This is a genomic window from Candidatus Hydrogenedentota bacterium, from assembly GCA_035450225.1.
Taxonomy (GTDB): domain Bacteria; phylum Hydrogenedentota; class Hydrogenedentia; order Hydrogenedentales; family SLHB01; genus DSVR01.
In genome coordinates this window covers 1-22,055 of sequence record DAOTMJ010000022.1, presented here as the reverse complement: position 1 = coordinate 22,055, position 22,055 = coordinate 1, and the positions used below count along the sequence as shown (strand labels likewise).

The window sequence follows — 22,055 nt, the reverse complement described above, 5'->3', positions numbered from 1 at the left end:
ATTTCACGTTCCAAGCATATCGAAAGAGAAAAACAAATGAAAATTGAACGTGAAGGCTTGGGATTAGGTCGTTCCGCCGACGGTCAATTCTCGTATGCGGATGGTGGGCTGGCCGCTGGTGACGGGCGCGCCCTGGCCGTCCTTGCCGCAGGTGCCGACGACGAAACCCAAATCGTCGCAGACGGCGTCAATATTCAGCAATACGTCCGGCCCGTTGCCGATAAGGGATGCGCCGCGGACGGGTTCGGCAAGTTGGCCGTTGCGAATGAGGTAGCCTTCGCTGACCTCGAACACAAAATCGCCGTTTAGGGGATTGACCTGTCCGCCGCCCATCTTGCGGACATAAAGGCCCTGCGGCGTTGACGCCAGGAGATCTGCGGGATTGGCCTTGCCGGGCGCGATGAACGTGTTGGTCATGCGGGGGATCGGCTTGTCCTGGAAGGATTCGCGGCGGCCGTTGCCGGTGGGAGTCATGCCGAGTTTGCGCGCGGTGCGCAGGTCGTTCAAGAATCGGACAAGCCGTCCGTTTTCGATGAGGATGGTTCGCTGTGCGGGCGTCCCTTCACTGTCAACGGGGCACGAGCCCCGCAGACCGGGTAGAGTGCCGTCGTCCATGACGGTAACTTCCGGGACCGCGATCATGTCGCCAAGTCGTCCGCAATACTTCGACATGTTTTTTTCGATATGATCCGCTTCAAGTCCGTGCCCGACGGCTTCATGAATCATGGTCCCGCCGGCTTCGCCCGCGATGACGACGGGCATGCGGCCGGCGGGCGCGGGTGAGGCGTCCAGCATGAGGCAGGCCTGGCGCGCGGCCTTCAGGGCCACGGATTCGGGCGGTGCATTGTCGAACAATTCAAAGCCGGACGTTCCGCCGACGGCATGATAGCCGGTCTGGATAACGCCGTCCCGGGCCGCGACGGCGTGTATCATGAGCATGATCTGGGGGCGCACCAATTCGACGTGGCGTCCCTCCGAATTGGCGATTATCGCGTGGCGCGTCGAATCGGTATAGGTGGCCGCGACCTGAACCATGCGCGAATCGTGTTTACGGGCCGCGCGGCCGGCTTCGGCCAGCAGGCGCGCCTTCTCCCGCGTCGAAACGGCCTGTGCGGGTTTTGCCACGGGCATCTCGAAACGATCTGGCCGATAATCGAACGAATACGATGCCCGCGGTTCCGAAACCGCACCCGCGACGGTATCCGCCGCGGCCAGCAATCCTTCGAGCGAAACGTCGTTCGTATGGGCGTAACACGTACGGTCGCCGGTCAGAACGCGGATACCGGCGCCGATATCCGTGCCGCTGTTGATCCGTTCGATTTTGCCGTCCTCGAAACGGATTGACGTCGCGGACGTTTCCTCGAAATAGATTTCAGCGAACGCGCCGCCGTGGGCCAGCGCACGCATCAGCACCGCTTCCGCATCTCGAATCAAATCAATCACGGCACACCTCGTTGTCGAATGGAAGCGTTATTCTGGCATGAAGAAGCGCCGTGTTCAATCAATCCGAATTCGCCTGCCGGACAAGTACGCGGAGGCAAGGGGGGCGAAGGAGTGCTTGGCCATGGATTTGGCGAGACGGCGCGCCCCCGGATTGACTTTTTCTCCGGCGGCCATTCGGACAATATCGAGCAGATGGTAGATCGGAACAGCGGGTTTACCGACGGGATAAGACCCGCAATCGCGAAAATCCAGTCGCATCCCGCGCAATCGTCAACGATAAAGTCGGCGCCGGTTTTTTGCAGTTCGCGGAGGCGTTTGATGGCCGTGTCCGCGATGTGGCAGAGGGAAAAGCGCGCGGCCGCCACGCCCATTCCGCAGCACAGGGCCCGTTCCCGGCAGTGCTCCGGTTCGATGGCTTCGACCCCGCAGGCCGCGAGCAACTTGCGTGTGAGATCCAGGAAATGGGAGCCGGAAGCCTTCGGCCAGCAACTGTCGTGGACCGCCGCCCGCTTGCCAAGCGGCGAGAGCGGCAGTTTCCCCGAAGCGATTCGTTCGTCAATCCAGTCGAGCAGCGACACAATCTCGACATCGAGCGGGATGCCAAACACTTCCGGGTAAACATGCCGGAATAGATGATAGCCCGCCATGCACGGCACGAGAACGCGTTCGAGACGCATTTGCCCGATGGTTTGCCGGACGTTTTCCGCCGCCTTGCGCGCGGCGTCCCAGCAACCCATGCGATAGAGCGGTTCGCCGCAGCACAAGTCGAGCGAGCCGAAAACGGGGATGCCCGCGAAAATGGGGGAGGCCAATCGGCGCGGCTGGAGCATCATGTTGCATCCCGCATAGATGGCCGTGCCGGCGTCCCGCGGTTCGCGTACGTTTTGCTCCCATTGTGCGACGATGGCGCGTTCATCTGGCGGCAGGGATTCGAGACTTTTCGTAATCATGGAGGGGCGCTGGTAGGGGAGTACCCATCGTGCACGCACGGGCAGACCCTCGCGTTTGTAGCGATCCTGCCATGCCAGCATGATGCGCGTGTGCGGGTTGGCGCCGAGCGGACACAGAATGTTGCACGCCATACAGCCGGTGCAGCGTTCGGCTGCTTCCGACCAGCCGGCTTCAAGCAGTTTGCGGAATTCGGCTTGCGCCCGCTCGATGGGCCATTCGAGAACCGGACACTGCGCAAGGCAAATGCCGCAAAGATTGCACCGTTCCTCGAGAAAACGGTCCGCGAAAGGGAAAGCCGTTTCAACCATGCGTTGTCCTCCCGGCCGCCTTGGATTCGGCCGTCCGTGGTCCTGCCGGCGTCAAGATATCAAAAGAGCGCCGGTAAAAACAGTTGCGCGGATGGCCGTTTCATGGTAAGTTACAATTGACAGTGTAGGGCAGTTAGGGGCAGGGCGGCCAGCGACTGGCCATTGTGGAAAGGATGCTCCATGCGTTTCGTGATGGTAGTGCTTGCGGCCTGTGTTTTGACTGCCGATATCGTTGAAGCGGCGGTGCTGCGCGTGGATGCGGCGGCCACGGGGGCGCCGGTGGATGGCTCTTCGTGGGATCGAGCCTATCGTTCTCCCGCGGATGCGCTGGACGCCGCACAACCGGGCGATGAACTGTGGGTCGCAGCGGGGATTTATGCGCCCGCCGGTTCCAATGGCGCCCGGACCTTGTCGTTTCGTCTGAAAAGCGGCGTGTCGGTGTATGGCGGTTTCCCGCCGGGCGCGGAATCGCGCGGCGACCGGGACCCCAATACCCGGCGGACGGTGCTTACCGGCGACTTGAACAGCAACGACGGCGCCGGTTTCTCCAGCCGCGGCGAAAACAGCTGTCATGTCGTCACGCTCGCGGAAGGCGAGGCGCTTCTCGATGGATTCACCATTTCCGGAGGCAATGCGGATGCCGGAGACGATCCGCCGCACGATTCGGGCGCCGGCGTGAATGTCACCGGCGGTTTGCTGCGACTGAACCGGTGCATTATCGAGGACAACATATCCTTTGTGCGGGGCGGCGGCATCTGTGTGGTCAACGGTTCCATCGAGATCATGTCGTCGCGAATCCAAGCCAATGAGAGCGGTGGGGGCGGCGGCGTTTTTATCTACGGCGGCGGCGTGACGTTGAACCAATGCATGGTCCTCGACAATACGGCGGGTATTGGCGGAGGCGTTTATGCGGCCAGTAACGCCCAATTGTCGGCGACGAGCACGGTGTTTGGACGAAACGAGGCCGCGCTGAGCGGAGGCGCCGTCTACGTTGCTTCTCAGTGCTCGGCGGCTTTGTTGAACTGCACGCTGGCCGGCAATCGGTCATCTGACGGAATTGACAAGGGGGCCTTGCTGGTGTGGACGTCTTCGACGGCCACCGTTGAAAATTGCATCCTGTACGGTAACGCCCCGCGCTCGATTCATGTTTATGAAGACGCCTTTTGCACGGTAACCAACAGTATCGTCGAGGGCGGTTACATCGGCGCCGGCAATCGGGACGTCGCCCCGCGCTTCCGCCTCGTGGACGACCCTCCGTATCAGTTGAGCTGGGATTCGCCCGCGATTGACGCGGGGGATGCCTCCGCGCCGGCCACGGATGTGCTCGGGGCGACACGTCCCATGAACGACGGTCCCGATATCGGCGCGTATGAATTCGGAACGGATACCGATGGCGGCGGGTTGCCGGATGATTATGAAAACGACAACGGACTCGTTGCTTTCGATCCGGCCGATGATGCGGAGGATTCCGACAACGATCACCTGGACAACCGCGAGGAATTCCGGCGCGGAACGAATCCGCAAGATGAAAACGATCCGCCATCGAAATTTTATGTTTCGCCATCCGGAGACGACCTGACGGGAAATGGATCGCAGGCGGAACCGTGGAAAACGATCGATCATGCGATGATGTCCGTGCCGGAAGGGACTGCCCTGTTCCCCATCACGATTTATCTCGCCGCAGGCGCGTACGACGAGCGCGTTGTTTTCCGGCCGTACACGCGCATTGAGGGCGCCGACGCGGAAGCGACGACCATCCGGTATTATCAGGCATCGGACGACGAGCATGTGGTTTTGACTGCGGCGGAAGGATGCGGTCTGCGATCCTGCACGGTGACGTTTCCGGCATCCGTCACCGCAACGGCCGAATTGCTTCGCATTGACAATGTCGCCATGCAGGTGCGCAACGTCGTTTTCAACGGCGGCGACAGCCCGCACGCCATCGCCGTATTCGTGACGCGCCCCGGCTCGACACCCTCATCCATCCGAAATTGCACGATCAAGCGGGTGGAATACGGCGTGTACGCGGTGGATTCCGGAATCAACGTCACGCGGAACACGTTTGAAAGCATTCTCGAAGGGGCGATATTCATTCGTCCGCCGGAAGGCAAGACCAGCGGTGAAACGCCGATGCTTGGAAATATCGCCTCCGCCAGCACGACAGGATTCAACCGCTTCAACATGAGTTCAGGCTTTTTTATCAAAAATGAAGCGGGAGACGATGTCAGCGCGCAGTACAACGACTGGGGCGCGTACACCGACACGGATATCGGCTCGCGCATCGTTGGCGGCGCGGGCAAAGCCGGCAGCGTCACGTTCAAGCCGTACATCGGGCGATCGCTGGTGGACGCCTCGCTCGTCGTGGCCGTTCAGAGCCAGGCCACGAACAATCCCGTGGAAAGCAAGTACGCGCCCAAGGCCGTCATCGGCGCCATTGCGCCCGCGCGCGACCTGTCGAGCAGCCTGTTTATTTTTCCTTCGATTGCCGGCGGAACGCACCTTGTCGAAGTGTCCGCGAATAGCCATGCGGGCCAGAGCCGCAATGTCACCGTGATCCCCGGCGATGTCGTTGTGGAAACATTTATGCTGACATTCACCGGTGGCGAAGGGGAGGGAGAAGGCGAAGGCTGTTTCCATGCAGCCGGCCCGGTCTCACCGTCGTCGAATTCAGGCGGCAACGGAGTCGCCTATCTGGTCCTTGTCGGCATGCTTGCGGCCGCATCGGTAAAATCGCGAATGTGGAAACGCCGAAAAAGGTCCGTGTGAGGCGGCTGCCGGTCACTGCTTGACGTTTACATCCGCGACCTGGCAAAAACAGGCTATTTATAAGTAATATTTGTGGGACAGGCTGTCCAGCCTGTCCTTTTGACAAGAGTGCTCGGTCAAAAAACAACGATAAGGAAAGGCCGTGGCCGTTGCCATTATAGTATCGCTTGCCGCATCGCTGGGAGCGGGGGAGGCCGCCGCAAAGGCATGGACGCTTGAAAACATCCACATTCGCGATCCGTTTATCCTGCCCGTGGATGAGGAAAAGCGTTACTACCTTTTCGGCACACACGCGTCGCATGCGGTGGATTTCCCCGTTTATTGGAGCATGGATCTCAAGACGTGGGAAGGGCCGGTCATCGCCTTTGAAAAGCATGAGGGATTCTGGGGGGATCGCGAGTTTTGGGCGCCGGAGGTCCATCGCCATCGGGGACGGTTTTTCATGTTCGCAAGTTTCAACGCGCCCGGACGGCGACGCGCCACGCAAATCCTCGTGGCCGACAACCCCCAAGGGCCTTATCGCGTGCATGGAGACGGCCCCGTAACTCCGCCCGACTGGGATTGTCTCGACGGCACATTGTTCATCGGCGAGGACAAGCAGCCGTGGATTGTCTTCTGCCACGAGTGGACGCAAACGCGGGATGGCGAAATTTGTGCGCGCAAATTGTCGCCTGACTTGTCGAAAGCCGAGGGCGATCCCATCCTGTTGTTCAGGGCGTCTGCCGCGCCGTGGGTCGTTGAAGTCGGATTTGGCGGACCGCGCAAGGGCTTTGTCACGGACGGTCCCTTTCTGCATCGCACAAAAGAGGGCGCGCTGCTGATGCTATGGTCGAGTTTTTCACAAAAAGGCTATGTCCAGTCGTATGCCTATTCGGAATCGGGACATTTGTCCGGGCCGTGGGTGCAGCAAAAGATTCCATGGTTCGATGAAGACGCGGGGCACGGCATGTTGTTCCGGTGTTTTGACGGTCGGCAAATGCTGGTGCTACATCGCCCGAACGGCGGCGGCCGCGAACGCGCGCATCTGTTTGAAATCGGGGAATCGCCCCATGAACTCATAAGCACGCCGTTTCGTTTTTGAACGCTTCATCGGATCGTTATACTAAGGCGGTCCGGCGATCATCTTAGAGTCAAGTAGACAATTTCGTTGATCGCCACAACCATGCGCGGAGCGCGGGAGTTGCCACAAGAAAATTAAAAATGCCGAAGGAACACATGATCGCATGATGCTCACACAGCGACAGGAAACAATCATTGAACGCTATTTGCGTGAAGTTGCGGACGGTTTGGGCGACGTCAGCGACGATACGCGCGAACGCGTCCTGCGTCGTTTGAAAAACCGGATTTATGCCGAACTGCGCAAGGGCGGCGGCTTGGTGGAGGACAAGGAAGTCGAGTCCGTTCTTGCCCGATTGGGCACGGCATCGGATCCGGCGATGGTGTCGCTGCACACTTCGGGCGGTTCCGACGGCTTGACGTTGTCAACAGACAATTGCCGCTGGCTGGGAGTGTGCGGCGGAGTGGCCGAATATTTTGGGCTGAACCCTTCTTTTGTGCGCGCAATTTTTCTTCTGCTTGGGATAACCGGTCCAATCGCCCTAATTGCCTACCTGGCATTATATATCGAAATGTATCTGGCGTCGGAAAACGAAGGCATCCCGCATGTTGACCCGTGGCGTGTGCTGGGACAAACGGCCGCCATAATCATCGCGACGGTTGCGCTTGATCTGGGCATGCGCGGCCTGCTCCGCCTTGTGCGTTACGGCTACGAACGGTTTCCAAGCCTGGGTCCTTATCCCGGACTGGAGCGATGGGACTGGCTGCCGGTCAATATGCCGTTCTTGCTTTTCTGCGCGCTGTCGCTATCCGTGCCGCTGGCGATACTGGGCGGCCTTCCCCTAGCCGGCGAATGGGACAAGACGCTAAAACGTTGCGCACAGGCCATCCTTGCGGTGTACGCCGCCATCCTTTCCATCGGCTTTGCGTTGTATATCACCGGCATCATCGTTCACATCGCTAAGGGATTCACGTTGTAAAATCGCGTCAATCCCACGATTCGGGGTTGGATTGGGCGGACAGGACGGCAAGGGACTTGGCGGGAAGCGTAACCAGTCCGCGGCCCTCGATTTCCGGCGCATTGTGGGCATCGCGGATATCGTCGGGGTACGGCAGGCTGGTGTTGATGCGCATGACCCATGCGCCCCGGGGGATGCGGAAGGATACTTCCCTGAAAGAAGCGTTGAACATGCAATAGAGCGCAATGGATCCGTTTACAATGCCCCCTATGCGACAGGCGAAATACCCCGCATCCTTTTCCCAATCCAGCGGTTTGCCGGTGTTGTCGAACCATGCGATGTCCGGCTCCCCGTTTTCGACGGAGGGTTTGCCGTCGAAGAACTGAAGCCGGGCAAAAACGGGATTTTCGCGGCGAAACCGGATGGCTTCCTTGCAAAATCTGAACAGGTCCGCATTTTTTTCGAGGAGCCTCCAGTCGTACCACGAAACGGGGTTATCCTGGCAATAGGCATTGTTGTTGCCCTGTTGGGTACGGCCGAATTCATCGCCGCCGAGCATCATCGGGATGCCGAGGGACAAGAACAGGGTGGCAAGGTAATTTTTTTGCATGCGCAGGCGAAGCGCGCTGATTTGCGCATTGCGGGTTTCGCCCTCGATGCCGCAGTTCCAACTGAAGTTTTCGTCGAGGCCGTCGCGGTTGTTCTCGCCGTTGAGCCGGTTGTGCTTATGGTTGTAAGAAACCAAATCGCGCAGGGTGAATCCGTCATGGGCGGTAATGAAATTGATACTGTGCGCCGGTGTACGTCCGGCCCATTGGTAAAGATCGGAACTTCCGGTGAGGCGCGTCGCGAAGTGTCCGCGTGTGCCCGGGTCACCCCGCCAGAAACGGCGGACATCATCGCGATAACGCCCGTTCCATTCGGCCCAGCGCACGTCGCCGAACGATCCGACCTGGTAGGCGCCGCCCATGTCCCATGCTTCGGCAATCAGTTTTGTGTCCCGCAGCACGGGATCCTCGGCGATACGCTCGACGAGTCCCGCATTTTCGACGATGCGGCCCCTGGTATCGCGACCGAGGATCGAGGCTAGGTCGAAACGGAACCCGTCCACGTGGAGCACCGTGACCCAGTAACGCAGGCAATCAAGGATGAAATCGCGCACAAGCGGATGGTTGCAGTTGAGCGTGTTGCCGCAACCGCTGAAATTGCGGTAAGCGCCGTTTTCGTCGAGCATGTAGTAGATGGCGTTGTCGAGGCCGCGGAAACAGAGCGTCGGGCCTTTTTCATTGCCCTCGGAGGTGTGGTTGAACACGACGTCGAGGATGATCTCAATCCCGGCCTTGTGCAGCGCGGAAACCATCTGGCGAAATTCGTCGAGTTGCGCGCCGGGCTGAACGGCATAGCGGCCCGTCGGCGCAAAAAAACCAATGGTGTTGTAGCCCCAGTAATTGTGCAATTCCTGTCCTGAAGCGATGCTGCATCGTCCGAGTCGCGTTTCGCCGAATTCTTGGACCGGAAGGAATTCCACGGCCGTCACGCCCAAATCCTTCAGATATGGGATCTTTTCGATCACACCCAAATAAGTTCCGGGATGCTGTACGCCGGATGATGTGTCAAAGGTCAGGCCGCGGACATGTGTTTCGTAGATGACAAGATTTCCAAGGGACACGCGCGGGCGAACGTCGTCCACCCAGTCCTGGCTTTCTCCAAAAGCGACACATTTGGCCGTGCGTTCCTGAATGTCTCCGACAATTATTTTGGCGTAGGGATCCAAAAGGTAGATGTTTTTGTCGAAACGGTGGCCGGCTTTCGGATCAAATGGTCCGTCAACCCGGTACATGTAGAATGCGCCGGGCGCCAAACCTTCCACATAAATGCTCCAGACATCGCCCGTGCGGTAACGGGCTGGATCGAGTTCGATTTCCAGAGCCGGTTCGCGATCGTCGGCATTGTCGAACAGCGCGAGCCATACGCGTGTGGCGTGGCGGCTAACCACGGCGAAACGGACGCCCGAAGCCCGCACGGCTGGTCCCAGGGGATATGCGCGCCCAGGGAGCAATCGCAGATTTGCGGCGTTCAGCTTGGGCATGGTTATTGTGCGGCCTCCCGCGCCGTGTCGCGGATGCGCAGCATCCAATCGAGATTGCGCAGCGATTCGTCCATGGTTGCGACAGGCTCGCCGCGCAGGAATTCGACGATGGAGGCGTGCAGCATGTCGGGCTCGATGTGGTCGCCATCGGGTGTTTCAATGCGCGCGCGGTAGACGCCACTCTCGTCGTTTTGTCCTTCCACGATGAACGGATAGCCATTGTATTTGAAATGGCGGACATTGAGGGGCGGATCGAGCGCGTTGCGCGTAACGATAACGGCATGCAGACAGGCGCCGTTCGCCCGCCGCACGTCGAATTTCGCGATGGCCTCGTATCCGGCGAACCGCGTGTCGAGTGTGTTCCAGAGGACTTCGCCATCCGGCGCCAGTTTCAACAACACACTCAGGGGGTGAGGGGAGAGATCCACCCAAACACGTACCGGATCGGGAGGGCGGTTGCGTGCAGGCGATTCGAGATGGCCGTGGTAATGGGCGACAGGCTCACGATTGGCCCAAATCCGGGCAAATGACAACGCGGCCGCTGCATATTGCGTTGAAACGGACAGGAGGCATCCGCGGCGTTGTGCAAGCGAAGCCAGACTGGCCGCCGCATCCATCAATTCCCCGCGCGACAGGGCGGGATCGTAGACAAAGGGCTTTTCGCAGAGGACATGGCAACCAGATTCCAGCGCCGCGCGCACATGTCGGGCGTGAAGCGGGGGAGGGGAGCAGACATCCACGATATCCGGACGCTCAACCTCGATCATTTCCTCCACGCGGGTATAACCGCGTCCGGCAAATCCGAAGAGCGTCGTGAGCGTGTCGTGCGTCTTGGCGATGGACTCCGGCGACGTTCCCGCAAAGGCGCACACATCGGCCCCCGCGTGCGCCCACCACTTCGCATGGTGCTTGCCGATGCCGCTTGCGCCGATTATCGCAACGCGCCTATCACTTCTGATCGTCATCGTCCTCTTCTTCCCAAAAATACGGATCGTCCTCGGTGGATTCACACCAAGGCGCCGGCGGTTCTTCGCCTTCTTCTTCCTCCTCCCATTGCTGCAGGATACGCTGGCCGCGCCGCCATTTATACACATACGCAACGACGGCCAGAACCGCCATGAGCTGGAACGCGGAAAATCCTGACACAAGCGACGCGACGAGGGCAACTTTCCACAACGAAGCGCGCCAGCCGGCGTCGAGTCCGGCGGGCGTGAGATTCGCATGCACGCGGATCGCGTCCTCGAACGGCATCGTGCGAAGCGATTGCACCAATTGCCAAAAGCGATCTTCGCCCATGCGATTTTTAAGCCATCGCGTCATGGACAATGCCTGGGCATAGGCGCCGCCGAAGGTGGATTCGTCGCCTATCGGCGCGAACGCGAAATTCAGTTCGATGTAGGGGATCAGGCGGCGCTGCACATACATGCGCGCCACCTCGAAACTGCTTTCCCACCGCATTTCTTTGGAGAGAACCATCGCGACGCCCTCGTCGAACCAACGGGGAACGTAGGCCGCCTCCGTGTTGCGCGCAAGCAGGACATGGATGAGTTCGTGTCGGATGATGCCGCGAAATTGCGCGGACGGCGGCAACAGCGCCGGCGTTTTGGCGATGATGACCCCCTTGTCTGCCTTGGCCACGCCGCCGACGCGCGCCTGGCCGTATGCGCCGGCGCGCGACTTGAATTCCTGCATCGTGCGGCACAGATAGACCGTGATGGGATCGCCGCCCGCCGGCAGGCGTGTCGTATATTCGGCGAGCGCCTCCTTGAGGATATCAATCGTTTCGCGGGCGAGGGGCGCATCGGATGCGTCGTGAACAATGGTCAATAGGCCTTCGGAGAGGCGCTGCTCATCGGCGCAAGCGGGAAATGAAAGGGCAAGAGCCGCCAGCAGGGCAAGGGCCGGAAAAAAACGGAAGATCAATGTGGATATATCTTTCGTGGTGGGCCGTCCTCGAAGGTTTGACAATTTACGCTTTCAGGGAACAAAGAAAATACGGGGAACGAAAAAAGACGAAAGTTACCAAGAAATCGCAGACTACTCGGCGCTTTTTCCAATCTTTTTAGTCCCGGATGTCCATTTTGTCCCTTTCGTCCTTTATGTCCTTAGCCCGATGCCGGTTTGTTCAACATCATTGGCGAGAACCGCTTCGGCTCGCTCCAGCGCCTCGCGAATGCGTGGCGGACTCACATCCACCGCGCACTCTTCGCCGAGGTCCGCATAGTATAACAGGGCTTCGGTGGGTGAATGGCCCAGAAGGGCTTGAACCGCGGCGGCATAGAGATGAATCTGGTATTCGTAGCGTTCGTGCATTTCGGCATGTATGCGCCCTGTCTTGAAATCCACGATCAGTGTCCGATCAATCAGGGCGTCTATGGTCCCGGAGACGATCGTCGCGCCGATGCGCAGGAGGAACGGCGCCTCGCGCTCGATCCGTTTCGCGGCGGCCATGCGGCGGGCCAAGGCGCCGGATTCAAATCGTTTCAGGATGGCGTCGAGATCGGCGGCGAGCGTTTCGCGAAGATGCAGCATGGGGGCTTCTCGAAGAAGAAACGCTTCGATATCCATACGTTCGCCCGGCGACCAGACTTCAAACAGGCGATGGACCAGCGTGCCGCGTTCCATGGCGGATAGCGCCGGGAATCCGTTGTAGGGTTCACGTGAAGGTTCGTCGTCGGTTTCCATGCCGGTCATCATGTTTAGCAAAGTGGAGACGGAAATCGTGCGCCGGGAAGGAACCGATACAATCGGCTCGGCTTGGCGCACGATGGCGGCAACATTTACCGGGACGGCCGCACGGCTCTCTTCAGACGCCGAAGCGGGGGGAGCCGCTTCGCGCCAGACGATCGCCTTCCAAGTTTCGGTTTCGACGAATTCGCCATGCCTGCGATCGAGAAGGTGGTATGCGTCGTTCATGATGGCAAGCCAACTGCCCTTGCCGGGTTTCGGGGTTCCGCCGAACAGGAGCCAGTCGCGGGCTCGTGTCATGCCGACATACAGGACACGGGCATGTTCAGCGGTTTCCTTGGCGCCGGAGGCATTCCGCATGGTCTTGTATATCGAAGGCTGGATCGTTTCGCCTTTGTTGCCGGTTACACGGACTGCAAGTCCCATATCGCGATGAAATGCCGAGAAACCAGGGCGCGATCCGCCTTCCTGCCGTCCCGAATCGGCCAGGACGACGATGGGGAATTCGAGGCCCTTGGCCTTGTGGACCGTCATGAGCGTCACGGCATCCTTGGGTTCGACCACGGCATCGCCTTCACGAATGGCGCGGTCGGCGAGCGTGTCAAGATACTGGACAAAAGCCGGGAGGCGCGCGGGTTGGGTGCGCGCAAAGTCCTCGGCAAGATTGGCGGCCTTGCGGATATTCCACGCTTTGCGCGCGCCGTGAAACTGGCCTAGAAGAATGGCCTCATGCTTCGCGAGCTCGATTGCATGTCGCATGAAAGCCGCCAACGGCAGGTCCTGTTTGCCGCGTAACTCTTCAATCAACGAACGCGCATGTTTGAGACTATCGGTTTCGGGAAACTGGGCTGGAATCTCCTCGCTCCAAAACACACGCGCCAGACCGCCATGCAACTGCATGGCGGCAAGGGCATTGTCGGACAAACACGCCAACGGGCCGCGGAGAAATCCCAACAGCGCCATTTCATTCCACGGGTCCACCACGACGGTCAAAAGATTCCGCAGATCGAGTATCTCCTGCCGTTCGTAAAAGCCTTTGCCGGACACAACGCCAAAGGGAATCGAACGTTTTCGCAGGGCCTCCTCGTACAAGTGAATATCGGAAAAGGAACGCAGGAGAATAGCCACGTCGCCGAATCGTGCAGGGCGCGCTTCGCCGTCCGATTCAACCATCGCGCGGTGGGGTCCCGCACACATTTCTTCGATGCGCCAGGCGATCAAATCCGCCTCATCGCGGCGATACGTCTCGACGTTCGCCTTTTCTTCCCGTTCGGGCGGCACGAGAAACGCTATCCGCGTCTCGTTCGCGGGCGGACGATGGGGCTCCAGCGCCTTGTATTCGGTCTCGACTGCTTCCAGAATCCCCGTGCACGTGAACAGGTCGTTGACAAATGCGATGATTTCCGGAACGGTGCGAAAATTTTGCGCCATGGGAATTGTTTCCCTGGAAGCGACGCGTTGCTGTTGAAATACTTCCACTTCCGCCCCGCGAAAATCGTAGATGGATTGCTTCGCGTCGCCGACAAAAAACCAATCCGGGCCGCCGGGTTCGTCGGACAGCATGCGGACGATGTCGAGTTGAATCCAGTCGGTGTCCTGAAATTCGTCCACCAACAGAAAGCGAATGCCTCGTGCCACACGCTTGCGCACATCGGTGTTGTCATGCAGGATGCGCCATGTGGAGGCGATCAGGTCGTCGAAATCCAGCGCGGCCCGTGCCGCCTTCGCGGCCTTGTACGCCTTGCTGGCATGTTCCAACAGTGAGAACAGGTCGCAGGTCAGTTGTGCGGCGAGCGATTCGACGGCGGGATCGGGATCGGTCCACGCCAGACCTTCCATGCGTTTCTTGATCGTATCCAGGATCTTCTTGACATTTTCGAATGTTTCCGGCGATTCCCAGTTCTTGCTGGAAGGATGCCCGGCTGGCGCAGATATGATTTCCTCGATACATGACTTCAATTGGGTCATGTCACGGCTATCGCGAATATATACGAGCTGTTTCAGTATTGCCTGCCGCTGGATTTCGCGTCCATCGGAAGCCTTAAGACAAAGACCGTCGAACGATCCGAGTTGATCAATCCAGTCGTTTACGTCCCGCGATTGGGCAAAATTTAGCAACCGTTCCTCGTATTCCCGTTGCACGATTTCCGACCAGCGTTCAGCCAAGGCTGCCGGCTCCCGCAGCGGCAGGTTCGATTCAAGGCGCTCAAGTGTGCCGCGCCGGGCAAGAAGACGGTCAAGTTCACGGATCAGGGCTGACGTCCCGAATTCGGTTGCGGTGCGCAGGGCGGCCGGATCGCCAAGATCAAGTAATCGGGTTACGGCGGCGGATACCGTCTCATTGCGAAGAAGCGCGGTTTCGGCTTCGGCCATCACGGCAAAATCAGGATCCGTGCCGATGTGCAATGCATGCTCGCGAAGAAGATTTCCACAAAACGAATGAATCGTTCCGATGCGAGCGGTCTCGACGCGCCGTTCAAGATCACGCCATCGCGTCATGCCCTCGGCGCTGTCGAGGGGGGCTTTCATGCGGAAGGCTTGGCGAAGCCGTGTTTTCATCTCGGCGGCGGCTTTATCCGTGAAGGTTATCGCAACAATCTCGTCGAGATCCGCGTTTTGTTCTTCGATCAGATAAATGATTCGCTCGATGAGCACACGGGTTTTGCCGGATCCCGCACCCGCATCCACACAAAGCGTCTTTTGCATGGATGTAACCGCTCTTTGCTGCGCTTCGGTGCGATTCATGGCGCAGCCGCCTCCTTGCGTTTGATGCGGTTTTCATCGAACCGGCACACGCGCCGGGCCGCGCAATGGGCGCAGATCTTGTCGCGGTCGGCGGTTGTGGGCGGGAATCGCCCCGCGCGGATGCCTTCGAGGCATTTCATGATTTGATTGATTACGGCGGCCCGGCGCTCCGGCCATTCGTCCGTCTTTATCGTGCGTCCAAGCGCCTCTTTGCGATCCGCTTTGCCGGGCGCCAGGAAAAGCGCTTCCCGGCATATCCTTCCCGGCATGAGAAGTTCTTCGAGCGCCATCGCATAGACGGCCAATTGCATGGAGCGTCCGGTCTTGAAATCCGGCGAGGGCATTGACGTCTTGTAGTCAATGATGCGCGCCGTGTCGTTGCCGAGGAGATCGATTCGGTCTATCCGGCCTCTCAGAAGGATGGCGGTGTCGTTATCCAAAGGCAGCCGATACGGTTCCTTTTTCCCCAGATCGTCACTGGAATCGCGTACATCGCCGAAAGCCACTTCAAAATGGCTGGGCTTCCATTCTTTATCCTTTTTTTCGATCTCGATGCACAGATACCGGTCAAGCAACAAGAGAAAACGTTGCCGCTCGGCGTTTATGACGCCGCGCGTAGTGGCGGCGCTGCGAACGGCAAACCGGTCAAACGCTTCATCCACGGCGGCGCGAACCGCTTCGCTCGTTTCCTTCTGCGGCCATTCCAGGACGGACAATCCGTGATAGCGGCGATGGAGCAGTTCGAGCGCCCGGTGCATAATCAGGCCGCGCACGCGCGGATCGAATTCCGCTTCGGGCAGTTCGGTCTCCTCGACGTTCAGAATGTACTCGACAAAAAAGCGGAATGGGCAGTCCGCATAGGTTTCCAGTTGCTTGACGCTGAACACATGATTCGGTCCGTAACGATCGGCGATATCCGGACGGTCTACAACGCCGTCATAAAACCCGAAAGGCGATTTGTCGTTGCGCACGCGTTCGATCCGCATGGCGGTTTCGATGAATGGGAAACGGCTTTCGACAATTGGCTTCAGCGCCTTGCAGCCTTCGCTGGCCGCATTGCATACATCCCGCCACGAGGCAATCTCATCCAGTTTGGGGGCGATGCGATCATAAACAACGGGCTGACCAAACGTGTTGCCCAACAATTCGCGCAACTCCGCGACGTAGGGGCTGGGAAACTGTTCCCGGCCTTCCCGGGAGTAAAGGCGCCAGGAAAGGATCAACTGTTTGCGTGCCGCATCGAGCACGTTATGGAACAGGCGCGCCTCGCGCTCGGCATGGGTGCGACGTCCCTCGAGGGCGATGCCCGCCTGTTCGAGGTCCGACAAATCCGCTTCGGAGTAGATGGCATTGGCCGGCGGGGGAGAGGGGAGATCGCCCTCGTTTGCGCCTGCGAGAAACACGTGGTCGAATTCAAGACCGCGAAGAGAAGGCAAGTCGAGCGCGGCGACTCCATGGGATGCGCCGGGCGACATGAACGATGCCCGCTGGACGGCGTGGCGCAGTGCGGCGGCGAATTCTTCACGCGTTGAAAGGGTCGGGTCGTCTGCCGTCCACACGGCCCAACGTCCTAGCAGTTCGCGCAAGGCGGCCAGCGCGGCGCGTTCATGGTCCCGAATGACCGGGACCGGATGCAAGGCGGCGCGGGCGGGTATGTCCAGTTCATCAATAAGGTCGTCGAGCCATGCGGCCCATGTCGCCTCCGTTTTGCTATCAGACGTGGATTCGGCGATTCGATCCAGCGCAAGGAGGCGCTCATGTAACGCTTCAAGCGAGTTTGCCGCGTTGGGAAGCACATCAGGCAAAGCCTTCCCGATGCCATCATTATCCGCGTTTAGGCGTGTTTTCAGCCGCTCAACGGCATTGATCCATTCCGTACGACCCGACACGATACCGGCCTGTGCGGCAAGACGCGTAAACGTTCCCGATTCGGTGCATTCGCCGAAAAACCACGGCGAAATGATCACGTCGAGCACGGCGGCGCGGCTCCATGTTTCCAGCGACTCGAACAGCGTTAGCAAGAATCCGACGAGGGCGCTCGACCACAAGGAGGGCGGCTGAATGATCCGAAGCGGCACGCCGAATTCCCCGAATATCGCGCGAAGACCAGGGGCGGCTTCGGAAAGATTCGGATAAACGATCGCGATTCGTTCCGGCTCCACGCCGTCAATCAATAATTTTTTTACCGATCGCGCGAGGGTCTCCATTTCAAGCGAAAAATCGAGACAAGTCCATAACACGACATCAGGCGAAAGATCAGCCGGGGGTACGGGACGCCCGCGGTGCATGAAGTGGCGCGAGGCGAATTCCGCGTAGGTTCGCGGGTCTTCTTCGTGGAAAATCTCCGTTCGCACGGTGAATTGCGCTTGAATCGTCCCGACGGTGCGATGCGGAAGGGCAAATAGATCACGGCGGCCGGGATCGTCGTCGTAATTCATCCCGAACACAAGCCGGGCCAGATACGGCTCGATGGAGGCCAATAATCTGAATTCCGAGGGCGTGAAATCATCGAATCCATCAAGTAGAAGTGTTTCGATATCTTCAAGAAAGGCTGGACGTCCCGTTTGGGCAACGAGATTTGCCTCCCAGAATAGCCCGGGCAAGTCGTATGATCCCGTATCGAGCAGCATGCGTTGGTATTCCGCGTACACCGACGCGACCACGGCATCGAGCGGCGACGGATGTTTGCGTTGCCTTACCCGTTCCGCGAAGATCGCCGGTTCGATGGCGGCCTGTTTGAGTTGCGTGATCGTACGTAGGATGTGCGTGGTGAAACCGTTCGTCCGGGCGGCCGAACCCAGCGCTTCGAGTGTGCCGCCGGCTTCCATGCGGCTAATGATGCGCTCGAGAAGAATGCGACGTTCCAGATCGCCGAGACGGAAGGGCCGGCGGCCTTCCGCGCGCAGCAAGGCGGCGACGAAATCATCCATGGTCAAAACCGGCCTTCCCCAAGCGCCGGACAGGCCGCCTTCGGTCAAGAGCCGCTCGAGACGGCGTGAGGCAAACTGGCGTGTCGGCGTCAATAACATGGCGCGTCCCCACCGTTCGCGCATGAGACTGTCAATACGCGCGGAACGACCGGAACGCTGCGCGCCGGCAATGATTAGGACTTCCGCCATGCGAAGGGTTCAGGAGGCCTTCTTGATAAGAAGGTCCACTTCGCTCTGAATCTGAGCCAATACGCTCTTGCGAAGATCCTCAGGCACTTTATAGTGCTGTGTTTCCTCGAGCAAGGCCAAAGTCCGCGAAGCCACTTGATACGCGAAATCTTGCACTTTCATGCCGATCTGCTCCCTGAAAAAAAGAACCGCGCCCGGAGAATCCGGGCGCGAAATAGGATACGTATTTTGGATATGCGCTTACAAACCAGCCTTCTTGCGCAACACATCGGCCTTGTCGGTCATTTCCCAGCGGAATCCTTGGTTTTCGCGTCCGAAATGGCCGTAATTCGTGGTCTTTCGGAAAATCGGCTTGCGGAGATCGAGCAATTTGATAATCTCGGCGGGACGACAGTCGAATTCGTCCATGAGGATTTTTCCAAGTTTAGAATCGTCAATTTTGCCGGTGCCGAATGTTGCGACGTTGATGGATACCGGCTTGGCCACACCGATGGCGTAAGCCAGTTGCACTTCACAGCGGGCGGCCAAATTTGCCGCGACGACGTTCTTTGCGATGTAACGCGCCATATAGGCCGCGGAACGATCCACTTTCGACGGATCCTTGCCGCTGAATGCGCCGCCGCCGTGGCGTCCCATGCCGCCGTAGGTGTCCACGATGATCTTGCGTCCAGTAAGCCCGGTGTCGCCGCAAGGGCCGCCGACCACGAAACGCCCGGTCGGATTGATGTGAAACTTGATTTCGCCCTTGACATACTTCTTGGGAAGAATGGGCAAGCAGGCTTTTTCGATGATTTCCTTGCGGATTTCCTTCTGGGAAACACTCGCGGAATGTTGGTTGGAAATGACGACCGTGTCAATACGGACTGGCTTGTTGTCCACGTATTCGACCGTAACCTGCGATTTGCCGTCGGGTTGGAGCCAAGGCAGTTTTTTGCTCTTGCGAAGTTTTGAAAGTTGCAGGCCGAGTTTGTGGGCAAGCCAAATCGGCAGCGGCATCAATTCCGGCGTTTCGTCGCAGGCATAACCAAACATCATGCCCTGATCGCCGGCGCCTTGCTCATGACTGGCGGTCGCCGTGACACCCATCGAGATGTCCGGCGACTGGCGATCCAGCGTAACCATCACCGCGCAGGACTTGGCGTCGAAACCCGAATCGCCGCCATTGTAACCAATCTCGGATATCGCCTTACGCGCAACATCGGCAAAATTAACCACGGCCTTCGTGGTGATCTCGCCCGCGACCACGCAAAGACCGGTCGTCACGAGTGTTTCGCAAGCCACGCGGCTCATGGGATCCTGCTCAATGACCGCGTCCAGCACGGAATCGGATATGTAGTCGCACAGCTTGTCCGGATGTCCCTCAGTGACGGATTCGGATGTAAAGAGTATGCCCTTGCTCATGCCTCGCTCCTCTTGCCGCGGCCATCATGACCACGGGTTGCGATGGACCACTAAACGCTGCGATATTGCGCCGTCAACGCAGCGGGATCCAGTTTGAAACCCGGACCCATTGTGCTGCTAATGGCGCAGGTCTTGAGATAGGTGCCCTTGCAGGCCGCCGGTTTGGCCTTCACAATCGCTTCGATCACCGCGGACGCGTTTTCCGCGATTTGTTCGGCGGTGAAAGAGGCTTTGCCGATAGGCACATGAATATTCGCATTCTTGTCTACACGAAACTCAATGCGCCCCTTTTTTATTTCCGAGACGGCTTGGCCGACATTCGGCGTGACCGTTCCGGCTTTGGGACTGGGCATCAATCCACGCGGTCCCAATATTTTGCCCAAGCGGCCGATCTGGCCCATCATATCCGGCGACGCGACGGCGGCGTCGAAATCCGTCCAACCGTCCTGCACCTTCTTGACAAGGTCTTCCGCGCCCACTTCGTCAGCGCCGGCGTCGCGCGCGGCCGACTGCTGTGCCTCTTGTTTGCAAAAGACGATTACCCGAATCTTCTTACCCGTTCCGTGCGGCAGGGAAACGGCGCCCCGGACCATTTGTTCCGCGTGGCGTGGATCCACGCCGAGGAAGAAGGCGAGTTCGACGGTTTCGTCGAACTTGGCCGTGGCGGATTCCTTGACAAGGGCCGTTGCTTCGGCGAGTCCATAGAAACGACCGGGTTGAACCTTGGCCCGCAGGCCCCTCATGCGTTTGCTGTGTCGTGCCATCGTGTGTTCTCCTGTGGTGCGATCGGGCCGCAACAAGGGCCCTCCCACTGTTGTGACATATCCTTGCGGACGTTATCCCTGAACCAGAATTCCCATGCTACGGGCCGTTCCGGCGATCATGCTCATCGCCGCCTCGACGGATGCCGCGTTCAAATCCGGCATCTTGAGGGTCGCGATTTCGCGGATCTGTTCCTTCGTGACGGAACCGACCTTGTTCTTGTTCGGTTCGCCGGAAGCCTTCGCCAGTTTTGCGGCGCGCTTGAGCAACACGGGGGCCGGAGGCGTCTTGGTGATGAACGAAATGCTTCGGTCTTCATAAACCGATACGATGACGGGAATGATCAAGCCTTGCTGATCCTTCGTGCGCTCGTTGAACTGCCGGCAGAAATCCATGATGTTTACGCCGTGCTGCCCCAGGGCGGGGCCCACCGGCGGGGCCGGGGTGGCTTGTCCGGCGGGGCACTGCAATTTCACTTTTGCGGTCAGTTTCTTTTTTCTCGGGGCCATTGCATACTCTCCCTGTTACACTTTCTCGACCTGCCAGAATTCAACTTCCACGCTGGTCAATCGCTCGAATATTTCGACCATTACCTTCAATTTTCCGCGTTCCAAGTTCATTTCGTCAATGCTGCCTAGGAAATTCGCGAACGGTCCATCAATTATCTTTACGCGCTCGCCCTGTTCAAACTTGACTTTGGGTTTGGGACGCTCGCGTTCGCCGCGCAACTCTTCAAGAATGGCGTTGACCTCGGCATCTTCAAGTGGAACGGGCACGGTCCGCGATCCGATGAACCCGGTCACGCCCGGAACTTCCTTGATCAAATGCCACAACTCGGGCTGCCGCTCGGGATGTTCCGGCAGGTGAACGAGCACATAACCGGGGAAAAACTTCCGCTTGGACACCTTCTTCTGGCCGGCCTTGATTTCCGCGACTTCTTCCATCGGCACAAGAACATTGGATATCAGATGGATGATTCCCGCCTGTTCCGCCATCGCCAGGAGATTTTTGCGCACATTGCCTTCCTGGCCGGAGTGGGCGTGGATGGCATACCATCGCCGCTTGATTCCATCGTCCACGGGCTTCGGCGGTTCTTCGGGCGGGGCTTCGATCACCGGACTGTCTTGTACGGCGCTTTCCTCGGTCACGTCCATTCTCCCTTACACCAACTTGAACAAGCCAAACACCATGATTTGGAACACGAAATCGTACACATAGATGATCGCCGCCACAATGACCAGCAGCAGCAATACAACGGAAGTCGAAGTCTTCAGTTCCTCACGGGATGGCCATGTCACCTTGCCCATTTCCACCATGACGTCCTGATAAAACTCCTTAATCCGAACCGGAATCGTCTTCTTGACTTCCGCATCTGCAATCTGTTTTGCCATACCCTGTTCCTGTTCGTTGCGGCCGGTTGCCAATCTTCTCAAATATGGCAGGCCTGGAGGGACTCGAACCCCCAACCTTGGGCTTTGGAGGCCCCTGCTCTAGCCAATTGAGCTACAGGCCTGCAACAACGCCGGGCTTCCCGGCGTAAAAAAACTATTTCGTCTCCCGGTGGATCGTATGTTTGCGATCGAACCGGCAGTATTTTTTCAATTCAAGCCGCTCGGTTTTCTTGCGTTTGTCGCGCATGCCGGTGTAATTGCGGCGTTTGCATTCCGTGCATTGGAGCGTAATCTGTTCTCTCATCGCCTCGTCGTCTCCTTATTACTCGATAATCTTCGAGACGACGCCCGCGCCGACGGTCCGTCCGCCTTCGCGG

17 protein-coding genes and 1 tRNA gene are annotated in these 22,055 nt (G+C 58.7%); 3 read left to right on the top strand and 15 right to left on the bottom strand.

Going from position 1 to position 22,055, the window contains the following annotated elements; translation table 11 throughout:
- Nucleotides 1-63 precede the first annotated feature (63 nt).
- Complete coding sequence (locus tag P5540_12475; GenBank protein ID HRT65631.1) at nucleotides 64-1,443, bottom strand: TldD/PmbA family protein; 1,380 nt, start codon at nucleotides 1,441-1,443, stop codon at nucleotides 64-66.
- Nucleotides 1,440-2,702, bottom strand: a complete 1,263-nt coding sequence (locus P5540_12470; protein ID HRT65630.1) for a (Fe-S)-binding protein — start codon at nucleotides 2,700-2,702, stop codon at nucleotides 1,440-1,442. The genes P5540_12475 and P5540_12470 overlap by 4 nt, the downstream gene beginning before the upstream one ends.
- Nucleotides 2,703-2,882: 180 nt before the next feature.
- Between P5540_12470 and P5540_12465 the strand changes: the two genes are divergently transcribed.
- The 3 genes from P5540_12465 to P5540_12455 all read left to right on the top strand — a co-directional run bounded on the left by P5540_12465 (nucleotide 2,883) and on the right by P5540_12455 (nucleotide 7,504).
- A complete protein-coding gene (locus tag P5540_12465) occupies nucleotides 2,883-5,468 on the top strand; it encodes a choice-of-anchor Q domain-containing protein (protein ID HRT65629.1) in 2,586 nt (861 codons plus the stop codon).
- A 142-nt stretch (nucleotides 5,469-5,610) separates the two neighbouring features.
- Entirely contained in the window at nucleotides 5,611-6,549 is a 939-nt protein-coding gene (locus P5540_12460) for a glycoside hydrolase family 43 protein (protein ID HRT65628.1), read from the top strand.
- 142 nt (nucleotides 6,550-6,691) lie between these two features.
- The gene (locus tag P5540_12455) at nucleotides 6,692-7,504 is read left to right on the top strand and encodes a PspC domain-containing protein (protein HRT65627.1); all 813 of its coding nucleotides are present in this window, start codon (nucleotides 6,692-6,694) and stop codon (nucleotides 7,502-7,504) included.
- A 7-nt stretch (nucleotides 7,505-7,511) separates the two neighbouring features.
- Here the strand turns inward: P5540_12455 and glgX are convergent, their stop codons facing one another.
- From glgX to rpmG, 13 genes are all read right to left on the bottom strand, one after another.
- Nucleotides 7,512-9,572 (bottom strand): glycogen debranching protein GlgX, encoded by a 2,061-nt coding sequence (glgX, locus tag P5540_12450; GenBank protein HRT65626.1) that lies wholly within the window; start codon nucleotides 9,570-9,572, stop codon nucleotides 7,512-7,514.
- A gap of 2 nt (nucleotides 9,573-9,574) precedes the next feature.
- On the bottom strand, nucleotides 9,575-10,537 hold the full coding sequence (locus tag P5540_12445; GenBank protein ID HRT65625.1) for a Gfo/Idh/MocA family oxidoreductase: 963 nt from the start codon (nucleotides 10,535-10,537) through the stop codon (nucleotides 9,575-9,577).
- A complete protein-coding gene (locus tag P5540_12440; protein ID HRT65624.1) occupies nucleotides 10,521-11,495 on the bottom strand; it encodes a hypothetical protein in 975 nt (324 codons plus the stop codon). Before P5540_12440 ends, P5540_12445 begins: the two co-directional genes overlap by 17 nt.
- 174 nt (nucleotides 11,496-11,669) lie before the next feature.
- Complete coding sequence (locus P5540_12435) at nucleotides 11,670-15,005, bottom strand: UvrD-helicase domain-containing protein (protein ID HRT65623.1); 3,336 nt, start codon at nucleotides 15,003-15,005, stop codon at nucleotides 11,670-11,672.
- Nucleotides 15,002-18,124 (bottom strand): exodeoxyribonuclease V subunit gamma, encoded by a 3,123-nt coding sequence (locus P5540_12430; GenBank protein ID HRT65622.1) that lies wholly within the window; start codon nucleotides 18,122-18,124, stop codon nucleotides 15,002-15,004. The genes P5540_12435 and P5540_12430 overlap by 4 nt, the downstream gene beginning before the upstream one ends.
- Before the next feature lie 9 nt (nucleotides 18,125-18,133).
- A complete protein-coding gene (locus tag P5540_12425; protein HRT65621.1) occupies nucleotides 18,134-18,286 on the bottom strand; it encodes a hypothetical protein in 153 nt (50 codons plus the stop codon).
- Nucleotides 18,287-18,364: 78 nt separating this feature from the next.
- Complete coding sequence (metK, locus tag P5540_12420) at nucleotides 18,365-19,525, bottom strand: methionine adenosyltransferase (GenBank protein HRT65620.1); 1,161 nt, start codon at nucleotides 19,523-19,525, stop codon at nucleotides 18,365-18,367.
- A 50-nt stretch (nucleotides 19,526-19,575) separates the two neighbouring features.
- Nucleotides 19,576-20,289, bottom strand: coding sequence for a 50S ribosomal protein L1 (rplA, locus tag P5540_12415; protein HRT65619.1), 714 nt, complete (start codon nucleotides 20,287-20,289; stop codon nucleotides 19,576-19,578).
- Between the two features lie 72 nt (nucleotides 20,290-20,361).
- On the bottom strand, nucleotides 20,362-20,796 hold the full coding sequence (rplK, locus tag P5540_12410; GenBank protein ID HRT65618.1) for a 50S ribosomal protein L11: 435 nt from the start codon (nucleotides 20,794-20,796) through the stop codon (nucleotides 20,362-20,364).
- 15 nt (nucleotides 20,797-20,811) lie between these two features.
- Entirely contained in the window at nucleotides 20,812-21,435 is a 624-nt protein-coding gene (gene nusG / locus P5540_12405; GenBank protein HRT65617.1) for a transcription termination/antitermination protein NusG, read from the bottom strand.
- 12 nt (nucleotides 21,436-21,447) lie between these two features.
- Nucleotides 21,448-21,678: a preprotein translocase subunit SecE gene (gene secE / locus P5540_12400; GenBank protein HRT65616.1), complete on the bottom strand. Its 231-nt coding sequence runs from the start codon at nucleotides 21,676-21,678 to the stop codon at nucleotides 21,448-21,450.
- A gap of 45 nt (nucleotides 21,679-21,723) precedes the next feature.
- Nucleotides 21,724-21,800 (bottom strand) — tRNA-Trp (locus P5540_12395).
- 32 nt (nucleotides 21,801-21,832) lie between these two features.
- The gene (rpmG, locus tag P5540_12390; protein ID HRT65615.1) at nucleotides 21,833-21,982 is read right to left on the bottom strand and encodes a 50S ribosomal protein L33; all 150 of its coding nucleotides are present in this window, start codon (nucleotides 21,980-21,982) and stop codon (nucleotides 21,833-21,835) included.
- Nucleotides 21,983-22,055 lie beyond the last annotated feature (73 nt).